Genomic DNA, 15,629 nt, shown 5'->3' on the forward strand with positions numbered 1-15,629 from the left:
TAACTGCAGCTCCGGGTGTGCTTCGGGCTCGTGACAAGCACCTTCCGGTCGCATTATGGTGCGCCGACGAACGTAGCGATGGGGAGGCTGGGATGGCCGGGACGGACGATGACGCCGTCGCCACCGGGGACGACGACGCACTGTATGTGCTGACGGCGGTGTTGCTGACACCCGCCAAGTTCCCCAGCGTGCTGGGGGACGACTACCCGGAGGCCTGCACGACGCTCGGCCTCGCGCCGCTCGCCGACGGGTACGGTCTCGTGCTCGGCCAGGACGGCGAGGGCGCGCGGTGGACGGTGGTCGTCGACGACGTGTCACTGGTCGCCGTCGCCATCGCGTCCTGGGACTGCGGGATGGAGCAGGACCTGTCGCCGGACGAGCGCACGGTCGTCGCGGCGCTGCCCGGCTGGCCCCTTGAGGTCGCCGTTTCGGCCCCCGGGGTGCCGGCCCCGCACGACCCCGCGCCCGAGCTCACGGAGCTGCCCCCGCTCAGCCCACCGGACACCGCCACCTGGGGCCCGGCCCAACGGCGCCTCGGGGCCGACGAGATCGCACAGCAGTGGGCGACCTGGCGGGAGCAGATCGACGACGGCGATTTCGCGACGTCGGACGGCGAGGCGAAGGCGAAGGACACCCCGCAAGGGGAAAGCGGCGACGGCGAAGCCCGCAGCGGCATCCGCCGGGTCCTCGCGGAGGCACGCTCCTACGTGGACACGCCGCCCCCGCTCGGCCGTGTCCGCTCGTCCTTCGCCACGGGCGACGCCCGGACCCTGCGCGCCGACGGCCCCGGCTGGTCCCTGGTCGCCAGAACCGACGACATCGCCTTCGTCCTCCTCGACGAGGAACCCGGAGAGGTCCTGCCCGTCGGTCGCGGACCGGAACTGCCCGGCCTCCTGGAGGCCCTCGACAAGATGGCGGTACGCCCCAGCTGAGCGGCCGCGCCACACGGCACCCGGCGGCGCGGCCCTATCCGGCGGCTCGCGTCCGGGGGGCCGAGAAGGGCGCCCATCGAGGCATCGAGATCCTCATGGCGCGGGGCAAGCGGCCCCGTTCGCGGACCGTACCGACGGCAGGCCCGCGAACGGCGCTGTGGTGGACTCCCGCATGCGGGAGTCCGGAGCCGCACCAGGGTGGTGGCTCCTCAGCGGCCGAGTTCCTTGCGCGTGACGCGGCGCAGCCTGCGCCGCTGCGAGGGGTCCAGCGCAAGGTATGCGGCCGCTGGGACTCCCAGCACGATCAGGAAGGCGGCCCACCAGGGCAGCCAGATCAGCAGGATGAGGCCGACCGCCACACCTCCTGCAGCGATCTTCGCGTTCATCGACATCTGTGTCGCCTCCTTCGCGGCTGCTGCCGCTCTCTGTCCTGAGAACGGGTCCCCGCCTCCCACGGTTCCGGACCGCGACCCTGATACGTCCCTGAGCCGCGCCCCTTACTCAACCCTGAGAGGCTCCCCGACCTCATGCATATGGCGCAGGGCCTGTCGGTAGGAGTCGACGAGCCCGGTCTCCGCGTAGGGGATACCCAACTCCTCACAGTGTGCGCGCACCAGAGGCTGGACGAGGCGCAGATGGGGCCGGGACATGCTGGGGAACAAGTGGTGCTCGATCTGGTAGTTCAGGCCGCCCAGGAACCAGTCCGTCAGAACGGCGCCGCGGACGTTGCGTGAGGTGAGCACCTGGCGGCGCAGATGACCCCAGCGCTCGCCGTCGGGATCGGGCATCTCCATGCCCTTGTGGTTGGGCGCGAAGGCCATGCCCAGGTGCAGGCCGAACAGTGCCTGGTGGAGGGCTGCGAAGGCCAGGGCCTTTCCGAGGGACATGGAAGTGAGCAGCAGGGTCACATACGCGACGACGTGGGTCACCAGCAGCAGGGCCTCCGCGACCCGCTCCCGCGGCGGCTGCCGGCGAAGGTCCTGGAAGCCGTGGACCTTGAGAGCGACGCCTTCGAGGAGGGTGAGCGGAAAGAACAGCCAGGCCTGGTTGCGGGTCAGCCAGCGCCGGAAACCGACCCGGCCCTTGGCCTGCCCACTGGTGAACACCAGAACGTCCGCGACGACGTCAGGGTCCTTGTCGATGTGGTTCGGGTTGGCGTGGTGGCGATTGTGCTTGTCGCAACACCTGCATGAATGCAGCTCATCGGTTCCAGTCCTCTGCGCGTGTGGCGCAGGCAGGACTGACACGCCCCGCAACGACCAACATCATCGCCGTACGGCGGCACGATGCTGCACCGGACCATCGCGCTGGATGTACCGCAGCCGCTACGGGCGGTGTGGGCCGCGACCCGCCCGTTGCTGTTCCGGGCCTTCGCGCGGGCGGCCCTCAGACTGGACGCACTCTGGATAGAGGGGGTGCTGCGCGGACGTAAAACTCACGGGCCCCGATCTCTCGCCCCATGGCAGCTCCCGCCCAATGCCGCTACACCGACGTTTCGCCCGGCCTCTGTGTGACCCGGCTCTTGTGCGACGTCTGCGGTGGCCTGGGAGGCCCTGAGAGCGACGCGATAGGCGGCGAGGGAGTTCGCTGCCGTCGTGGGACTGCGCTATCTGAGCGGCGGCACGGGATGGCGCCATGTACTGCTCAGCTGTCAGCCGCGCCGAACATCGATGCCGGGCGCGGCTGGTGGCTCCAGACCTCGGGCGACGTCTCTACGCTCGCCCCTCGGCCTCGGCGTCGGCGACGGCGATCGCGATGCCGAGTGCTTTGGCGATGTTGCCTGCTGCCGTCATGACGCGGGCTGTGCCCACGATGGGGGCGATGGCGACCAGGACATCCTGCAGCTGGTCGGTGGTCAGGCCGGCCTGGAGGGCGGGGTCGATGTGCGCGACGTAGGAGATCGGCGGAGCGTCCGAGGCGGCGAGTGCCGCGATGCGGGTGAGCATGAACATGTCCGGGGTCAGCCCGCACCGCTCAACCGAGTCGACCGTCATCGCGGCGAGGGTGTCCAGAACCGGGGTTTCAGATGCTGTGGCCATGGCGGGTCGTCTCCTGTTGGTGTCTCGACGAGATCAGCGGGCAGAAGCAAGGGATCCTCATCTCGGTACAGCGTCTACCGCTCGACCGTAAGTCCGTTTCCCGCGGATTGCCTGTCGAGGGGATCGTCCGAGGAGGGAGGCAGATGGGCGGCAACGGGACAGAACCTGCGGGCCCGCGCGGTGCCGCCAACTGCACTGTGAACGTCGGGCCGTCCAAGCGAGGAGGACACTGACCCTATGGCCCTACCCAAAACGCATCATTGCTCGGCCTGCTCGGACGATGCCTCGCCGGAGACAGTCCTTCACGAAGAACTCGTCGTCGGAGCGCCGCTGTCCATGGATGATCTCACCGAGGCGCAGCGCCTCGACCGGTTTGCCCGCAAGTACGCCCACGATGGCTGCCAGGTCAGAGAAGTCCGGCGGGTCCCACACGACAGCTTGAGCGGCTACGCCTGGTCCGTCCGCTTCGTCGAGAGTTCCTGACAACGGCATCGCCGGGCATTCCCGGAAGGATGCCTGCCAGGAGGCCCCCCGTTCTCCCAGGGCAGCGCCGGTTCCACGCCCGCCGGTATTCCCAAGCTCAGAGCACTCGCCACAGGGTCCGCGGCGAAGGCCAGGCAGTCTCGGGCACGTCCTCCTGAGCGCCGCCCCAAGTCCCGAGGAGGGCCGAACCTCGGACTGAGCCTCATCTTCAACCTGGTCGGGCTCCCTAACCGCCCGATATTGCAACATTGTTGATGATTCGCCCGGCCTGTTGGATCATGGAGTGTCAAGCAAGGGGCGTTCTTCGTCTCGGATAGCTGGCGACATCCTGGTCGTCGTCGTTGCTGCCCCGCCCCGAAGGCGCAGCCCCGCACCCAGTGGTACGGGCTCACCTGCCTTGGTGCCGGAGCCACCCTGCTCCCGGCCCTGGTCCTGGGGGAGTCCGGCGGGGCAAGCCTCCACCGCAAGGACGCGTTGGGAAATGAGCCCGTAGCAACCCGTGCCGCACAAAGACCAGTCTCGTGCCTGTGGGGCTACCTATCAGGCGTCCGGTCGCTCTGAGCGCAGTACGCGCCGGCCGGGCGATGAGGGGACCATGAACTCGGCCGGGTCCTGGCCCTTTTGGACGTTCTGGATGGCGTTGTGGAAGTCGTTCCACCAGGAGTAGCTCATCCCCAGGAGCAGGTTGCCGTGGAGCAGGCCGATCAAGCGGCTGACGGATGAGCTGCCGGTGATCTGGGAGTGACCCGCGTCGTGGCCTATGAACGCCGTTCGGGCCGCGAGGACGGCGAGCGCGGGGGCGAGGAGCTGCGACCACCAGGAGTTGCCGATCAGGGCGACGCCGGTGATGACGCCGGCCAAGGCCAGCGCGTTCACGGCTATCTCGCGCGCGTACCAGCCGTGACGCCGCTTCAGGAGCCCCTGGTTTTTGACGGTGCGCAGAAGGGGCGCGAACTCGCTTCCGGGGGTCTGCCCCACGCTCGCCCCTGGGGGCGGTTCCGCGAGGGCGGCGGCGGTCAGGGGCATGGTGGGTCTCCCGCTTCTCAGGGAACTGGGTGACCTGATGAAACGTACGAATCAGTGGCCTTCGGCGACCATGGCGCCACCACCCGTGTCTGTCCGGGGGCTTTCCGGCGCACCGCAGGGGTGTTGGCTCCACCCCGAGCGAGGTGACCCACGTCATGGATCGGCCGTGCTTGCCTGCCATCCGGAGTGGTGTACCCTCGGCGACCCGACCCCCAGTAGTCAAATTTGAGGAATGCGTCATCGCTGTGCAGAGGATTCCCGCGGCAACTCCCGCAGAGATCTCCGAACTGGCCCGCTGCTGTGCCGTGTTCGTGCCCGCCGATCCGTCCCGTGCCGGCAGCGTCGCGTTCTGGCACCCCGAAGGCGACTCCCCTCCGGTGGTGGCCTCCGGCGACGCTGAGGACCTGGCCGTCGTGCTGCCCACCGACGCGGGCGTCGAGCTCGTGACCGTGCCCGCCGTGCTGATTCCCGTACGGGCCGCTCTGCCGGTCCTCACACGCGCGCGTGCGGCCGCGCAGGCACACCGGGCGACCGCGTTCTGGGGCGCGGCCGCCGTGCTCGCCCTGCAGTTCGCCGCGCGCGGACTGCTGCTGCCGGGGCTGACAGCCGGCGACCACGACGCATGGCGCTCGGGTCCGCTGCGCGCGGAAGACCTGGAGCGGATCCGCGAGCTGGCCGCCGCGATGCCGCCCGACGCGCACGCGGTGCCGGTGGACGACGCCGAACCGCTGCGGCTGCCCGATCCGGAAGGGCTGCTGCGCGCTTTCCTGGACGCTGTCGCCGACGCACTGCCCCGCTCCCCCGCGGCGGCGCTCGCGGCGGGCGGTCCGGCCTTCGCGGCGCCGGAGTCCCAGCACATGCCCGAGCAGCGCGCCTGGGCCACGGATGTCGCCGCGGTGCACGAAGCGGACGTACGGATCTCCTTGCGCATCGAGGTGCCCGGACTTGCGTCGGCCGAGTCGGACGAGACACGGCTGGCGTTCCGCGCGGTGCTGCAACTGCACAGTGTGAGCGATCCGGCCCTCGTGGCGGACGCCTCCGCCGTCTGGGCCGGTTCCTCGGACTTCGGCCCACGCGCGCGGATGGACGCCTTGCTCGCGCTGCGCCGCGCGGCCCGGGCCTGGGCCCCGCTGACTCCCCTGCTCTCGGCGGCCGTGCCGGACGCCGTCGAACTCGCCGACGAGGAGGTCGCCGAACTCCTCGGTGAAGGCTCCCGCGTACTGGCGCTCGCTGGTGTCGACGTGCACTGGCCGAAGGAACTGGCACGGAAGCTGACGGCCCACGCGGTCATCGGCCCGCCGGACGAGGCGGAAGGTCCGGGCAAGGTCGCGTCGGACGCGCCCTCGTTCCTGTCCGCGGACGCTCTGCTCGCCTTCAACTGGTGGTTCGCGCTGGGCGATCAGCAGCTCACCCGGCAGGAGCTGGACCGGCTGGCCGAGGCGAACCGGCCCATGGTGCGGCTGCGCGACCAGTGGGTCCTCGTCGATCCGCGGGAGGTGCGCCGCGCCCAGGCGCAGCAGGACCGCAAGGTCACGCCCATCGACGCGCTGAGCGCCGCTCTGACGGGCTCCACGGAGGTCGACGGCCACCGGGTCGACGTACGTCCCACGGGATGGCTGGCGGCCCTGCGGGAGCGGCTCGCGGACCCTGAGGGGCAGGAGCCGGTCGGGCAGCCCGCCGCGCTCCACGCGACGCTGCGGGACTACCAGGCGCGGGGGCTCAACTGGCTGGCCCGGATGACCTCCTTGGGTCTGGGCGGCTGTCTGGCCGACGACATGGGTCTGGGCAAGACGATCACGCTGATCGCCCTGCATCTGCACCGGCAGACCGACGAGTCGGCCACCGGCCCCACACTCGTGGTCTGCCCGGCCTCCTTGATGGGCAACTGGCAGCGCGAGATCGAGAAGTTCGCTCCCGGCACCCCCGTACGCCGTTTCCACGGTTCACAGCGCAGCCTGGAGGGCCTGGCCGAAGGCGGGTTCGTGCTCACGACGTACGGCACGATGCGGCTCGACGCGCCACGGCTGGCCGGTGTTCCGTGGGGCATGGTGGTCGCGGACGAGGCCCAGCATGTGAAGAACCCCTATTCGGCGACGGCTCGGGCGCTGCGCACGATCGGCGCACGCGCGCGCGTGGCGCTCACCGGCACCCCGGTGGAGAACAACCTCTCGGAACTGTGGGCGATCCTCGACTGGACGACGCCCGGACTGCTCGGCAGCCTCGGCACGTTCCGGACGCACTACGCGCAAGCTGTCGAGGGCGGCCAGGATCCCGCGGCTGCCGAGCGGCTCGCCCGGCTCGTGCGGCCGTTCCTGCTGCGCCGCCGCAAGTCGGACCCGGGGATCGCGCCCGAGCTGCCGCCGAAGACCGAGACCGATCGTGCCGTGGCGCTCACCAAGGAGCAGACGGGGCTGTATGAAGCCATGGTGCGCGAGACTCTCGCGGAGATCTCGGGAGCGGACAGCATGGCGCGGCGCGGCCTGATCATGAAGCTGCTCACCGGGCTGAAGCAGATCTGCAACCACCCGGCCCAGTTCCTCAAGGAGGAACGGCCGAAGATCCCGGGCAGGTCGGGGAAGCTGGAGCTGCTGGACGAGCTCCTCGACACCATCCTCTCCGAGGGAGCGAGCGTTCTGGTCTTCACGCAGTACGTGCGGATGGCTCGCCTCATCGAGCGTCACCTGGCGGCGCGCGGGGTGTCGACGCAGTTCCTGCACGGAGGGACACCCATCCATGAGCGCGAGGCGATGGTGGACCGCTTCCAGGAGGGCGAAATCCCCGTCTTCTTGTTGTCGTTGAAGGCCGCGGGCACGGGATTGAACCTGACGCGGGCCGAACATGTCGTCCACTACGACCGCTGGTGGAACCCGGCTGTGGAGGCACAGGCCACGGACCGCGCGTACCGCATCGGCCAGAGCCGGCCCGTCCAGGTGCACCGGCTCATCGCCGAGGGGACGATCGAGGACCGTATCGCCGACATGCTGCGGCGCAAACAGCGGTTGGCCGACGCCGTCCTGGGCGCAGGTGAGGCGGCGCTCACGGAGCTGACCGATGCCGAACTGGCCGACCTGGTGGAACTGCGAGGGGGCGCACGATGACGGATCGGAACGAGGAGCGCACGTTCGCCGCGCTGCCCCCCGTGAGCGGGCGGGGTTTCGCGCAGACGTGGTGGGGCCAGGCCTGGTTGAAGGCCCTGGAGGACGCGGCGTTGGATTCGGAGCAGGTGAAGACGGGCCGCAGGCTCGCGCGCGCCGGGGCGGTAGGTGCCGTGTCGGTGCGTCCGGGGCGCATCACGGCCGTGGTCCAGGACCGCGACCGCACCGCACACCGCGCGGACGTCCTGCTTCAGGAACTGTCCGGGGAGCAGTGGGACCGCTTCCTGGACATGGCCGTCGAGCGCGCCGGGCACATAGCGGCACTGCTCGACCGCGACATGCCGCCGCATCTGGTCGAGGACGCGGCGGCCGCCGGAGTCGAACTCCTGCCGGGACTGGGCGATCTGGAGGCGGAGTGCGGCTGCGGCGCCTGGGACCACTGCGGGCACACGGCCGCGCTCTGCTACCAGATGGCGCAGTTGCTGGACCAGGATCCGTTCGCCCTGCTGCTGATGCGGGGGCGCGGCGAACGCGCTCTGCTGGACGAGCTCCAAGTGCGCAGCAGCGCGCCCGTGGAAGAGCCGGACGCGCCCGACGCTCGTCAGGAAGGCGTGGACGCCGCGGAGGCGTTCGCGGCCGGGGACATCCTGCCGCCGCTGCCGGCCCTCCCGGAGCTGCCCGAGGAGCCCGGGCAGCCGCCCTCCCTGGACACCGAGGCCGCGCCCGCACCCGGACTCGACCCGGACGCCGTGGAGTTCCTCGCGACCACGGCAGCGGGCGAGGCGTACCGGCTGCTCGCCGAGGCGCTCGGTTCCGGGCACGGACAGCAGGCGGTCGAGGCGGAGCCGACCCTTGCCGAGGACGCGGTTCGGCTGGCTGCCGGCAGCCCGGAGCAGGCGATCGCCCAGCGGCTCGCCGTCGGTTCGGGGCGCGATCGCGAGGAGCTGCGACTGGCGGTATGCGCCTGGCGGTACGGGGGTGTGGCCGCGCTGTCCGTCCTTGAGGACGAGTGGCGCGTGGAGGGGGCATCGCTGGCACGCGCGCGTGCCGCTCTGGAGTCGGCGTGGGACGAGGACGAGCGGCCACGGCTGCGCGCCTCACGCAACCGCTGGACGACGGTCGGTGGGTCCACACAGCTGCGTCTCGGGCGCGACGGCCGGTGGTGGCCGTATCGCAAGGAGCGGGGCCGATGGGCCCCGGCCGGACCGGCGGTGCGGGACCCGGCCACGGCCCTTGCCACGGCCGAGGGGGACCTGAGCGGCGATCCGATGAGTGGTTGACGCTCCACGTTCACCTCGGGGTCACATGTCGTTCGGCGACAGCACCAACTCTGGCCGCTGACAGCGAAGTTGTGCCTCAGGAGGCCCGATGTTCCCGCACGCCGCCGGCCGGCGCCATCTCCACCGATTCGTCGCCGCGGGCGTGCCGCTCGCGGTGCTGGCCGTCTTCGTGGTGGCCGGTACCGCGAGCGGGGCGAGCGACCCGTCGCAGCCGAGCGTGACACGCACCGCAACGCTCGGCGACATCCCGCTGGGCGCGTTCAGCAACGCGCTGCTGCCCGGGACGGTGGACGACGACCGCGGCGTGGACCTCGGCGGAATCGGCAGTGACATCTTCCCGGCCGGACGCAAGGGCGAGTTCTGGACGGTCACCGACCGTGGGCCCAACGGCCAGATCAAGGTGGACGGCAAGAAGCGGCGGACGTTCCCGGTGCCGGGCTTCGACCCGGCGATCGTGAAGATCCGGGTGTCCGGCGACGCCGTGAAGGTGCTTGACGCGATCCCGATCACCACGTCCTCCGGGAAGCCCGTCACCGGGCTGCCCAACCAGGCGGGGCGCGACGAAGCGCCGTACTCCTATGACGCGCAGACCCCGCTCGCGTACGACGCGAACGGTGTGGACACCGAGGGCATCGTGCGGGCCGAGGACGGCTCCTTCTGGCTCATCGACGAGTACGGTCCTTCGCTGATCCATGTCTCCGCGCGCGGGAAGGTGCTCACGCGCTACGTGCCCAAGGGGCTGAACCTGACGGGCACGGACTATCCGGTGGTCGAGGCGCTGCCGGCCATCCTGCTGCACCGGAAGATCAACCGCGGCTTCGAGGGGCTCGCCCAACTGCCGGGCGGTGACCTGGTGATGGCCGTACAGAGTCCGCTCTCGCTGCCGGACGGCGCCGCGGGTGACGCCTCGCGCACGACGCGGCTGCTGCGCTTCTCACCCAAGAAGCTCGCGGTGACGGCCGAGTACGCATACCGCTTCGACCCGGTGAACGTGGTCGACCCGAGCGAGGACGACACGTCCGAACTGAAGATCTCCTCCGTGGTGGCCGTCGGCCGTGATCGGTTGCTTGTCGAGGAGCGCACCGACAAGGCGGCCCGGCTGCAGTGGGTGAAGCTCACGCGGGACGCGAACATCCTCGGCGGCACGTGGGACACCGACACGACGTCCCCCTCCCTGGAGCAGCTCGACGACCCGGCGGCGGCCGGTGTCCCTGTGCTGCCCAAGCGTCTGGTCGTGGACCTGGGCACGGTCGAAGGAGTGCCCGGCAAGATCGAGGGCGTCGCGCGCGTGGACCACGACACGCTCGCTCTGATCAACGACAACGACTTCGGGATGACCGACGGGGCGGGCGCGTTCGACGCGCAGGGCCGGCTGGTGGACAGCGGAATCGAGACGACGGTCACCTACGTGCGGCTGCCGCACGGGATCTGACCTCGGGACACATGTCGTACGGCACGCGCGCGTGGGCGGTGAAAAACGGCCACGCGTGCGTGCCTCTCACTTCAGCGGCTTGGTCAGCTTGTGGGTGCCCTCGCCGACGTCCGCCGCCAGACTGCAGGCGACGTTGTCGATGCCTGTCTTGTAGCCGCTGGAGTCCGGGTACTGCACGAGGGTGCCGCGTACGGTGCCCGCGGGCTGCCTGGTCGCCTTGTGTTCCAGCGTTGACTCGCACAGTGCGGACGCGGCCTTCTTGAGGGCGGCGTCGGTCGTGTAACTGCCGTTGAGCTCGGCCACCTTCACGACCTCGGCGTCGTGCGGCTTGGTGCACGAGCGCTTGACGGCCTGCCCGGGCAGGCCGTTGCTCGTGTCGAAGCAGTCGCCCTTCGTCAGCATGTAGTACGGCACTTCGTCGTTCGCGAGGGTCGGGAAGAGCGACTGGAGGTCGCTCGGCACCAATCCGCTGGGTACCTCCGAGGGCAGCGTCGGCGTGACGCTGGGCACTCCGGAGGGAAAGGACGGCAGTTCGGACGGGATGATCAGCGAGGGGCTCCGAGAGCTCCCCGTAGCCCCGCTGCTCTCGGTGGGCGACTTCTTGTCCTGCTTGCCGTTTCCGCCGGTGACTGCCACGGCAACGGCGACGACGGCTCCCACGGCCACGATCACGGCGAGCACGAGGAACAGGGGACTGCGGCGCCGTCCACCCCCACGATGGCCTCCTGGCCCACTGGGCGATCCAGGAGGCGGTGGCGGCTGCCAGCCCCCGCCACCCTGTCCGGGAGACCAACTACCTCCCTGCGAGGGCGGACCATAGCCGCCAGGAGGCGGGCCGTAGCCACCGGGTGGAGGTCCGTAGCCGCCGGAAGGAGGGCCGAAACCACCGCCTCCAGGAGGCGGCGTGTCTCCCGGCGGCCGAGGGGGCTGGGGCGGTACGGGCGGCATGGCCATACCGTCAAGAGTCGCCTCGAACCGGTCATGACGCGACCCCTGCACGGAAGTTGATACGGACTCATGCCATGGATCGCATGATTCCGGAGCATTCCGCGCGGAAATCCACGGAGATCCACAGAGGAAGAACACGGGGCCCGGACCCGTCCGGAGACAGGCCCGAGCCCCACGGCGCCGCGATCAGCCGCGCGCACCCAGCAGGTGGTCCATCGCCAGCTGGTCCAGCTGCTCGAAGGCCATTCCGCGCGCGGCGGCCGCCTCCACGTCGAAGCCCTCGAAGGCCGCACGGTCGGCGAGCAGCGCCTGCAGACCGTCTGCCGCGGTGGGCTGAGCCAGCTCGTCCAGGCGCGAGGCGCGCAGCGCCTCCTGGACCTCGGGGTCGGCACGGAAGGCCGTGGCACGCTCGCGCAGGATCAGGTAGTTGCGCATGCAGCCTGCCGCCGACGCCCACACACCGTCGAAGTCCTCGGTCCGCGGCGGCTTGAAGTCGAAGTGCTTCGGACCTGCGTAACCGGCACTCTCCAGGAGGTCGACCAGCCAGAACGCGGAGCGCAGATCACCCGCACCGAAGCGCAGGTCCTGGTCGTACTTGATGCCGGACTGGCCGTTGAGGTCGATGTGGAAGAGCTTGCCCGCCCACAGGGCCTGCGCGATGCCGTGCGGGAAGTTCAGCCCGGCCATCTGCTCGTGGCCCACCTCGGGGTTGACGCCGTACATCTCCGGGCGCTCCAAGCGCTCGATGAACGCGAGCGCGTGGCCGACGGTGGGCAGCAGGATGTCGCCGCGCGGCTCGTTCGGCTTCGGCTCGATCGCGAACTTCAGGTCGTAGCCCTGAGAGATCACGTACTCGCCGAGGAGGTCGAAGGCCTCCTTCATACGGTCGAGGGCGACGCGTACGTCCTTGGCGGCACCGGACTCGGCACCCTCACGGCCGCCCCAGGCGACGTACGTCTCGGCGCCCAGCTCGACCGCGAGGTCGATGTTGCGGATCGTCTTGCGCAGCGCGTAGCGGCGTACGTCACGGTCGTTCGCGGTGAACGCGCCGTCCTTGAAGACGGGGTGCGTGAACAGGTTCGTGGTGGCCATCGGCACCTTGAGACCCGTCGCGTCCAGGGTCTGCCGGAACCGCTTGATGTGCGACTCGCGCTCGCTGTCCGAGGACCCGAAGGGGATCAGGTCGTCGTCGTGGAAGGTGACTCCGTAGGCGCCGAGCTCGGCCAGACGCTGCACCGATTCGACCGGGTCCAGGGCGCGCCGGGTGGCGTCGCCGAACGGGTCCCTTCCCTGCCAGCCGACGGTCCACAGGCCGAAGGTGAACCTGTCATCGGGGGTGGGCTGGTAGTTCATGCCGCGGCTCCTTGCTAGCTCCGACTATTTCGTCATGGCAGTTTACAAATTAGTATGCGGACGCATCTCTGGGAAGAGACGATGTGTCTCCGTATGGAGACGAGGGTGCGAAATCCGGGCCATACCGGTCCGGAGAGCCCCCCAAACCAGGACAGATCCCGCGGAGCCGCGGAAGAGGGAGAGCCCGATGTCAGCAGCCGAGGGTCCGCTCGTCGTCGGGGTGGACACGTCCACCCAGTCCACCAAGGCCCTGGTCGTCGACGCGTCGACCGGTCAGGTGGTGGCGAGCGGGCAGGCGCCGCACACCGTCTCCACGGGGGCGGGCCGCGAGAGCGATCCCCGACAGTGGTGGGACGCGCTCTGCGAGGCTCTGCACCAGTGCGGCGACGCCGCACGCGAGGCCGCGGCGGTGTCGATCGGCGGCCAGCAGCACGGGCTCGTCACGCTCGACGCCCAGGGCGAACCCGTACGCCCGGCCCTGCTGTGGAACGACGTGCGCTCGGCACCGCAGGCGCGTCGGCTGGTCGAGGAGCTGGGCGGCCCGAAGGCCTGGGCAGAGCGGACGGGCAGTGTGCCGGGCCCGTCCTTCACGGTCACGAAATGGGCCTGGCTGGCCGAGAACGAACCGGACGCCGTCCGGGCGACCGCGGCCGTCCGCCTGCCCCACGACTACCTCACCGGACGCCTCACCGGACAGGGCACGACCGACCGCGGAGATGTCTCCGGTACGGGCTGGTGGGCGTCCGGGACCGAGGCGTACGACGAAGAGGTCCTCGCGCACGTCGGCCTCGACCCGGCCCTGCTCCCCCACGTCGTCCGGCCCGGCGAGGTCGCCGGAACCGTGCACGCCGGCAGTGGGCTGCCGTTCTCCCGGGGCACCCTGGTCGCGGCGGGCACCGGTGACAACGCGGCCGCCGCGCTCGGCCTCGGGCTGCGCCCCGGCACCCCGGTGCTGAGCCTCGGCACCTCCGGCACGGTGTACGCCGTATCGACGCGGCGCCCCGCCGACCCGACCGGCACCGTGGCGGGCTTCGCCGACGCCCGCGGCGACTGGCTCCCGCTGGCCTGCACCCTGAACTGCACCCTCGCCGTCGACCGTGTCGCCGCGCTGCTGGGCCTCGACCGTGAGGCCGTCGAGCCGGGCGCGGGTGTGACACTGCTCCCCTACCTGGACGGTGAGCGCACTCCGAACCTGCCGCACGCCTCGGGGCTGCTGCACGGGCTCCGGCACGACACGACGGGCGGGCAGCTGCTGCAGGCGGCGTACGACGGCGCGGTCCACTCGCTGCTGGGCGCCCTCGACCTGGTGCTCGACGCGGACGCCGACCGCTCCGCCCCGCTGCTGCTGATCGGCGGCGGAGCCCGGGGCACGGCCTGGCAGCAGACCGTACGCCGGCTGTCGGGGCGGCCGGTTCAGGTGCCCGAGGCGAAGGAGCTGGTCGCGCTCGGAGCTGCCGCGCAGGCGGCGGGCCTGCTGACCGGCGAGGACCCGGCCGCGGTCGCCCGGCGCTGGGACACCGCCCGCGGGCCCGTGCTCGACGCCGTGGAGCGGGACGACGAGACGCTCGCGAGGATCGCCGGGGTACTCTCCGACGCGGCCCCGCTGCTGGAACGGGAGCCGAACCGGAACTGATCAGGTACTGACGAAAGACCGCCCCCAGGGGACCGGCACAGACGAGGACCGCCCCGACGGGGACCGGCCGGACGAGGACTGACGGAGGCATGACCGCACCGCTGCACGAGGCCCACCCGACCGGTTCCGGCCGGCGGCTGCCCGACACCCAGCAGGGCATGCGCCGCCGCAACCTCTCCCGGGTCATGCACACCGTCAGCGCCGAGGGGCCGCTGTCCCGTGCCGCCGTCGCCTCGCGCATCGGCCTGACGCGGGCGGCCGTGTCGACGCTGGTGGACGAGCTGATCCGCTCGGGGCTCCTCGAAGAGCTGGGGCCCGAGCGGCCCGGCCGGGTGGGACGGCCCGGCTCGGCCCTCGCCGTCAGCGGGCACGGTCCCGCCGGGATCGGCGCCGAGGTGGGCGTCGACCATCTGGCGGTGTGCGCGGTCGATCTGCGCGGTGAGGTGCGGGCCCGGGCGGTGCGGCACGGCACGAACCGCGGTCGGCCTCCCGAGCCGGTGATACAGGAGCTGACGGCGCTGATACGTCAGGTGATCGCCGAGGCGGAGCGGGAGGGGCTGTGGCCCGCGGGCCTCGCGGTCGCCGTGCCCGGCCTGGTGGCACGCGACGCCCGGACCGTGGTCCGCGCCCCCAACCTCGACTGGCACGACACGGACCTCGGCGCACTGCTGCCCGGGGAACTGCCGCTGACCGTGGACAACGAGGCCAACTTCGGCGGTCTCGCGGAACTCTGGCTCGGCGACGCGACTCCGCGTGACTTTCTGCATGTGTCGGCAGAGATCGGCATTGGTGCGGCGGTGCTCGTGGACGGGCGGCTGCTACGCGGAACGCGCGGCTTCGCGGGCGAGCTGGGGCATGTACCGGTCCGTCCTGACGGGCCGGAGTGCCCGTGCGGTGGACGCGGATGCCTCGAACAGTACGCGGGTGAGGAAGCCGTCCTCCGCGCCGCCGGTCTGGAGCTGGGCGAGGACCGGGTCGGTCTGCTGGCCGAGCGGGCCGCCCAGGGCGACACGGAGGTACGCCGTGCCCTGCGCGAAGCCGGAACCGCGCTCGGCATCGCGCTGACCGGGGCGGTCAATCTGCTGGACCCCGAGACAGTCGTGCTGGGGGGAGCACTGTCCGGTCTCGCGCCCTGGCTGCTGCCGTCGCTGGAAGGGGAGTTGGCGCGGCGCACGGCTGGTCCCGCCTGTGCCGTATCCGTCTCGCGGCTGGGGCCCGAGGGTCCACTGCTGGGCGCGGCGCACTCGGTGGTGCGGGGAGTGCTCGACGATCCGGCCGGGGTGGCGGGACGGTCGTAGCGGGCGGGGAGTCATAGCGGACCGGTGGTTTCAGCCGGCGATCCGTCCCAGCAGACCATCGGTTTCAGTCGGCAGTCGGTCTCGGCGGGCGGGCGGCGTACGTCGAGACG

General features: G+C 71.0%; 12 protein-coding genes and 1 pseudogene. 7 read left to right on the top strand and 6 right to left on the bottom strand.

What is annotated here, in order from left to right:
* Window positions 1–92 precede the first annotated feature (92 nt).
* Window positions 93–932 carry a hypothetical protein gene (locus OG975_RS06590; RefSeq protein ID WP_406328112.1) on the top strand — a complete coding sequence of 280 codons (840 nt, stop codon included), beginning with the start codon at window positions 93–95 and terminating at the stop codon, window positions 930–932.
* 209 nt (window positions 933–1,141) lie between these two features.
* Here OG975_RS06590 and OG975_RS06595 read toward each other — a convergent pair whose 3' ends face one another.
* The 3 genes and pseudogenes from OG975_RS06595 to OG975_RS06605 all read right to left on the bottom strand — a co-directional run bounded on the left by OG975_RS06595 (window position 1,142) and on the right by OG975_RS06605 (window position 2,971).
* Complete coding sequence (locus OG975_RS06595) at window positions 1,142–1,324, bottom strand: hypothetical protein (RefSeq protein WP_406328113.1); 183 nt, start codon at window positions 1,322–1,324, stop codon at window positions 1,142–1,144.
* Between the two features lie 105 nt (window positions 1,325–1,429).
* A pseudogene (locus OG975_RS06600) lies at window positions 1,430–2,110 on the bottom strand (fatty acid desaturase family protein); the annotation flags it as partial.
* Between the two features lie 534 nt (window positions 2,111–2,644).
* On the bottom strand, window positions 2,645–2,971 hold the full coding sequence (locus OG975_RS06605; RefSeq protein ID WP_406328114.1) for a carboxymuconolactone decarboxylase family protein: 327 nt from the start codon (window positions 2,969–2,971) through the stop codon (window positions 2,645–2,647).
* 237 nt (window positions 2,972–3,208) lie between these two features.
* On the opposite strand from OG975_RS06605, the gene OG975_RS06610 reads away from it, so the two are divergent.
* Complete coding sequence (locus OG975_RS06610; RefSeq protein WP_406328116.1) at window positions 3,209–3,454, top strand: hypothetical protein; 246 nt, start codon at window positions 3,209–3,211, stop codon at window positions 3,452–3,454.
* Window positions 3,455–3,994: 540 nt separating this feature from the next.
* Here the strand turns inward: OG975_RS06610 and OG975_RS06615 are convergent.
* Entirely contained in the window at window positions 3,995–4,480 is a 486-nt protein-coding gene (locus OG975_RS06615) for a fatty acid desaturase (RefSeq protein WP_406328117.1), read from the bottom strand.
* Window positions 4,481–4,725: 245 nt separating this feature from the next.
* Here OG975_RS06615 and OG975_RS06620 point away from each other — a divergent pair, with 245 nt between their 5' ends.
* The 3 genes from OG975_RS06620 (at window position 4,726) to OG975_RS06630 (ending at window position 10,287) form a co-directional block, all read left to right on the top strand.
* A complete protein-coding gene (locus OG975_RS06620; RefSeq protein WP_406328118.1) occupies window positions 4,726–7,578 on the top strand; it encodes an SNF2-related protein in 2,853 nt (950 codons plus the stop codon).
* Window positions 7,575–8,855 carry an SWF or SNF family helicase gene (locus OG975_RS06625; protein WP_406328120.1) on the top strand — a complete coding sequence of 427 codons (1,281 nt, stop codon included), beginning with the start codon at window positions 7,575–7,577 and terminating at the stop codon, window positions 8,853–8,855. The genes OG975_RS06620 and OG975_RS06625 overlap by 4 nt, the downstream gene beginning before the upstream one ends.
* Before the next feature lie 88 nt (window positions 8,856–8,943).
* On the top strand, window positions 8,944–10,287 hold the full coding sequence (locus OG975_RS06630; RefSeq protein WP_406328121.1) for an esterase-like activity of phytase family protein: 1,344 nt from the start codon (window positions 8,944–8,946) through the stop codon (window positions 10,285–10,287).
* 66 nt (window positions 10,288–10,353) lie between these two features.
* On the opposite strand, the gene OG975_RS06635 is transcribed toward OG975_RS06630, so the two are convergent.
* Together OG975_RS06635 and xylA are read right to left on the bottom strand one after the other, a co-directional pair.
* Window positions 10,354–10,968 (bottom strand): hypothetical protein, encoded by a 615-nt coding sequence (locus OG975_RS06635; RefSeq protein WP_406328122.1) that lies wholly within the window; start codon window positions 10,966–10,968, stop codon window positions 10,354–10,356.
* 453 nt (window positions 10,969–11,421) lie between these two features.
* The gene (gene xylA / locus OG975_RS06640) at window positions 11,422–12,588 is read right to left on the bottom strand and encodes a xylose isomerase (RefSeq protein WP_406328123.1); all 1,167 of its coding nucleotides are present in this window, start codon (window positions 12,586–12,588) and stop codon (window positions 11,422–11,424) included.
* Between the two features lie 187 nt (window positions 12,589–12,775).
* Here xylA and xylB point away from each other — a divergent pair, with 187 nt between their 5' ends.
* Both xylB and OG975_RS06650 read left to right on the top strand, forming a co-directional pair.
* Window positions 12,776–14,221: a xylulokinase gene (xylB, locus tag OG975_RS06645; RefSeq protein ID WP_406328124.1), complete on the top strand. Its 1,446-nt coding sequence runs from the start codon at window positions 12,776–12,778 to the stop codon at window positions 14,219–14,221.
* Between the two features lie 89 nt (window positions 14,222–14,310).
* The gene (locus OG975_RS06650) at window positions 14,311–15,519 is read left to right on the top strand and encodes an ROK family protein (protein WP_406328125.1); all 1,209 of its coding nucleotides are present in this window, start codon (window positions 14,311–14,313) and stop codon (window positions 15,517–15,519) included.
* Window positions 15,520–15,629 lie beyond the last annotated feature (110 nt).

This window comes from Streptomyces sp. NBC_00203 (assembly GCF_045206325.1).
GTDB lineage: Bacteria > Actinomycetota > Actinomycetes > Streptomycetales > Streptomycetaceae > Streptomyces > Streptomyces lutosisoli.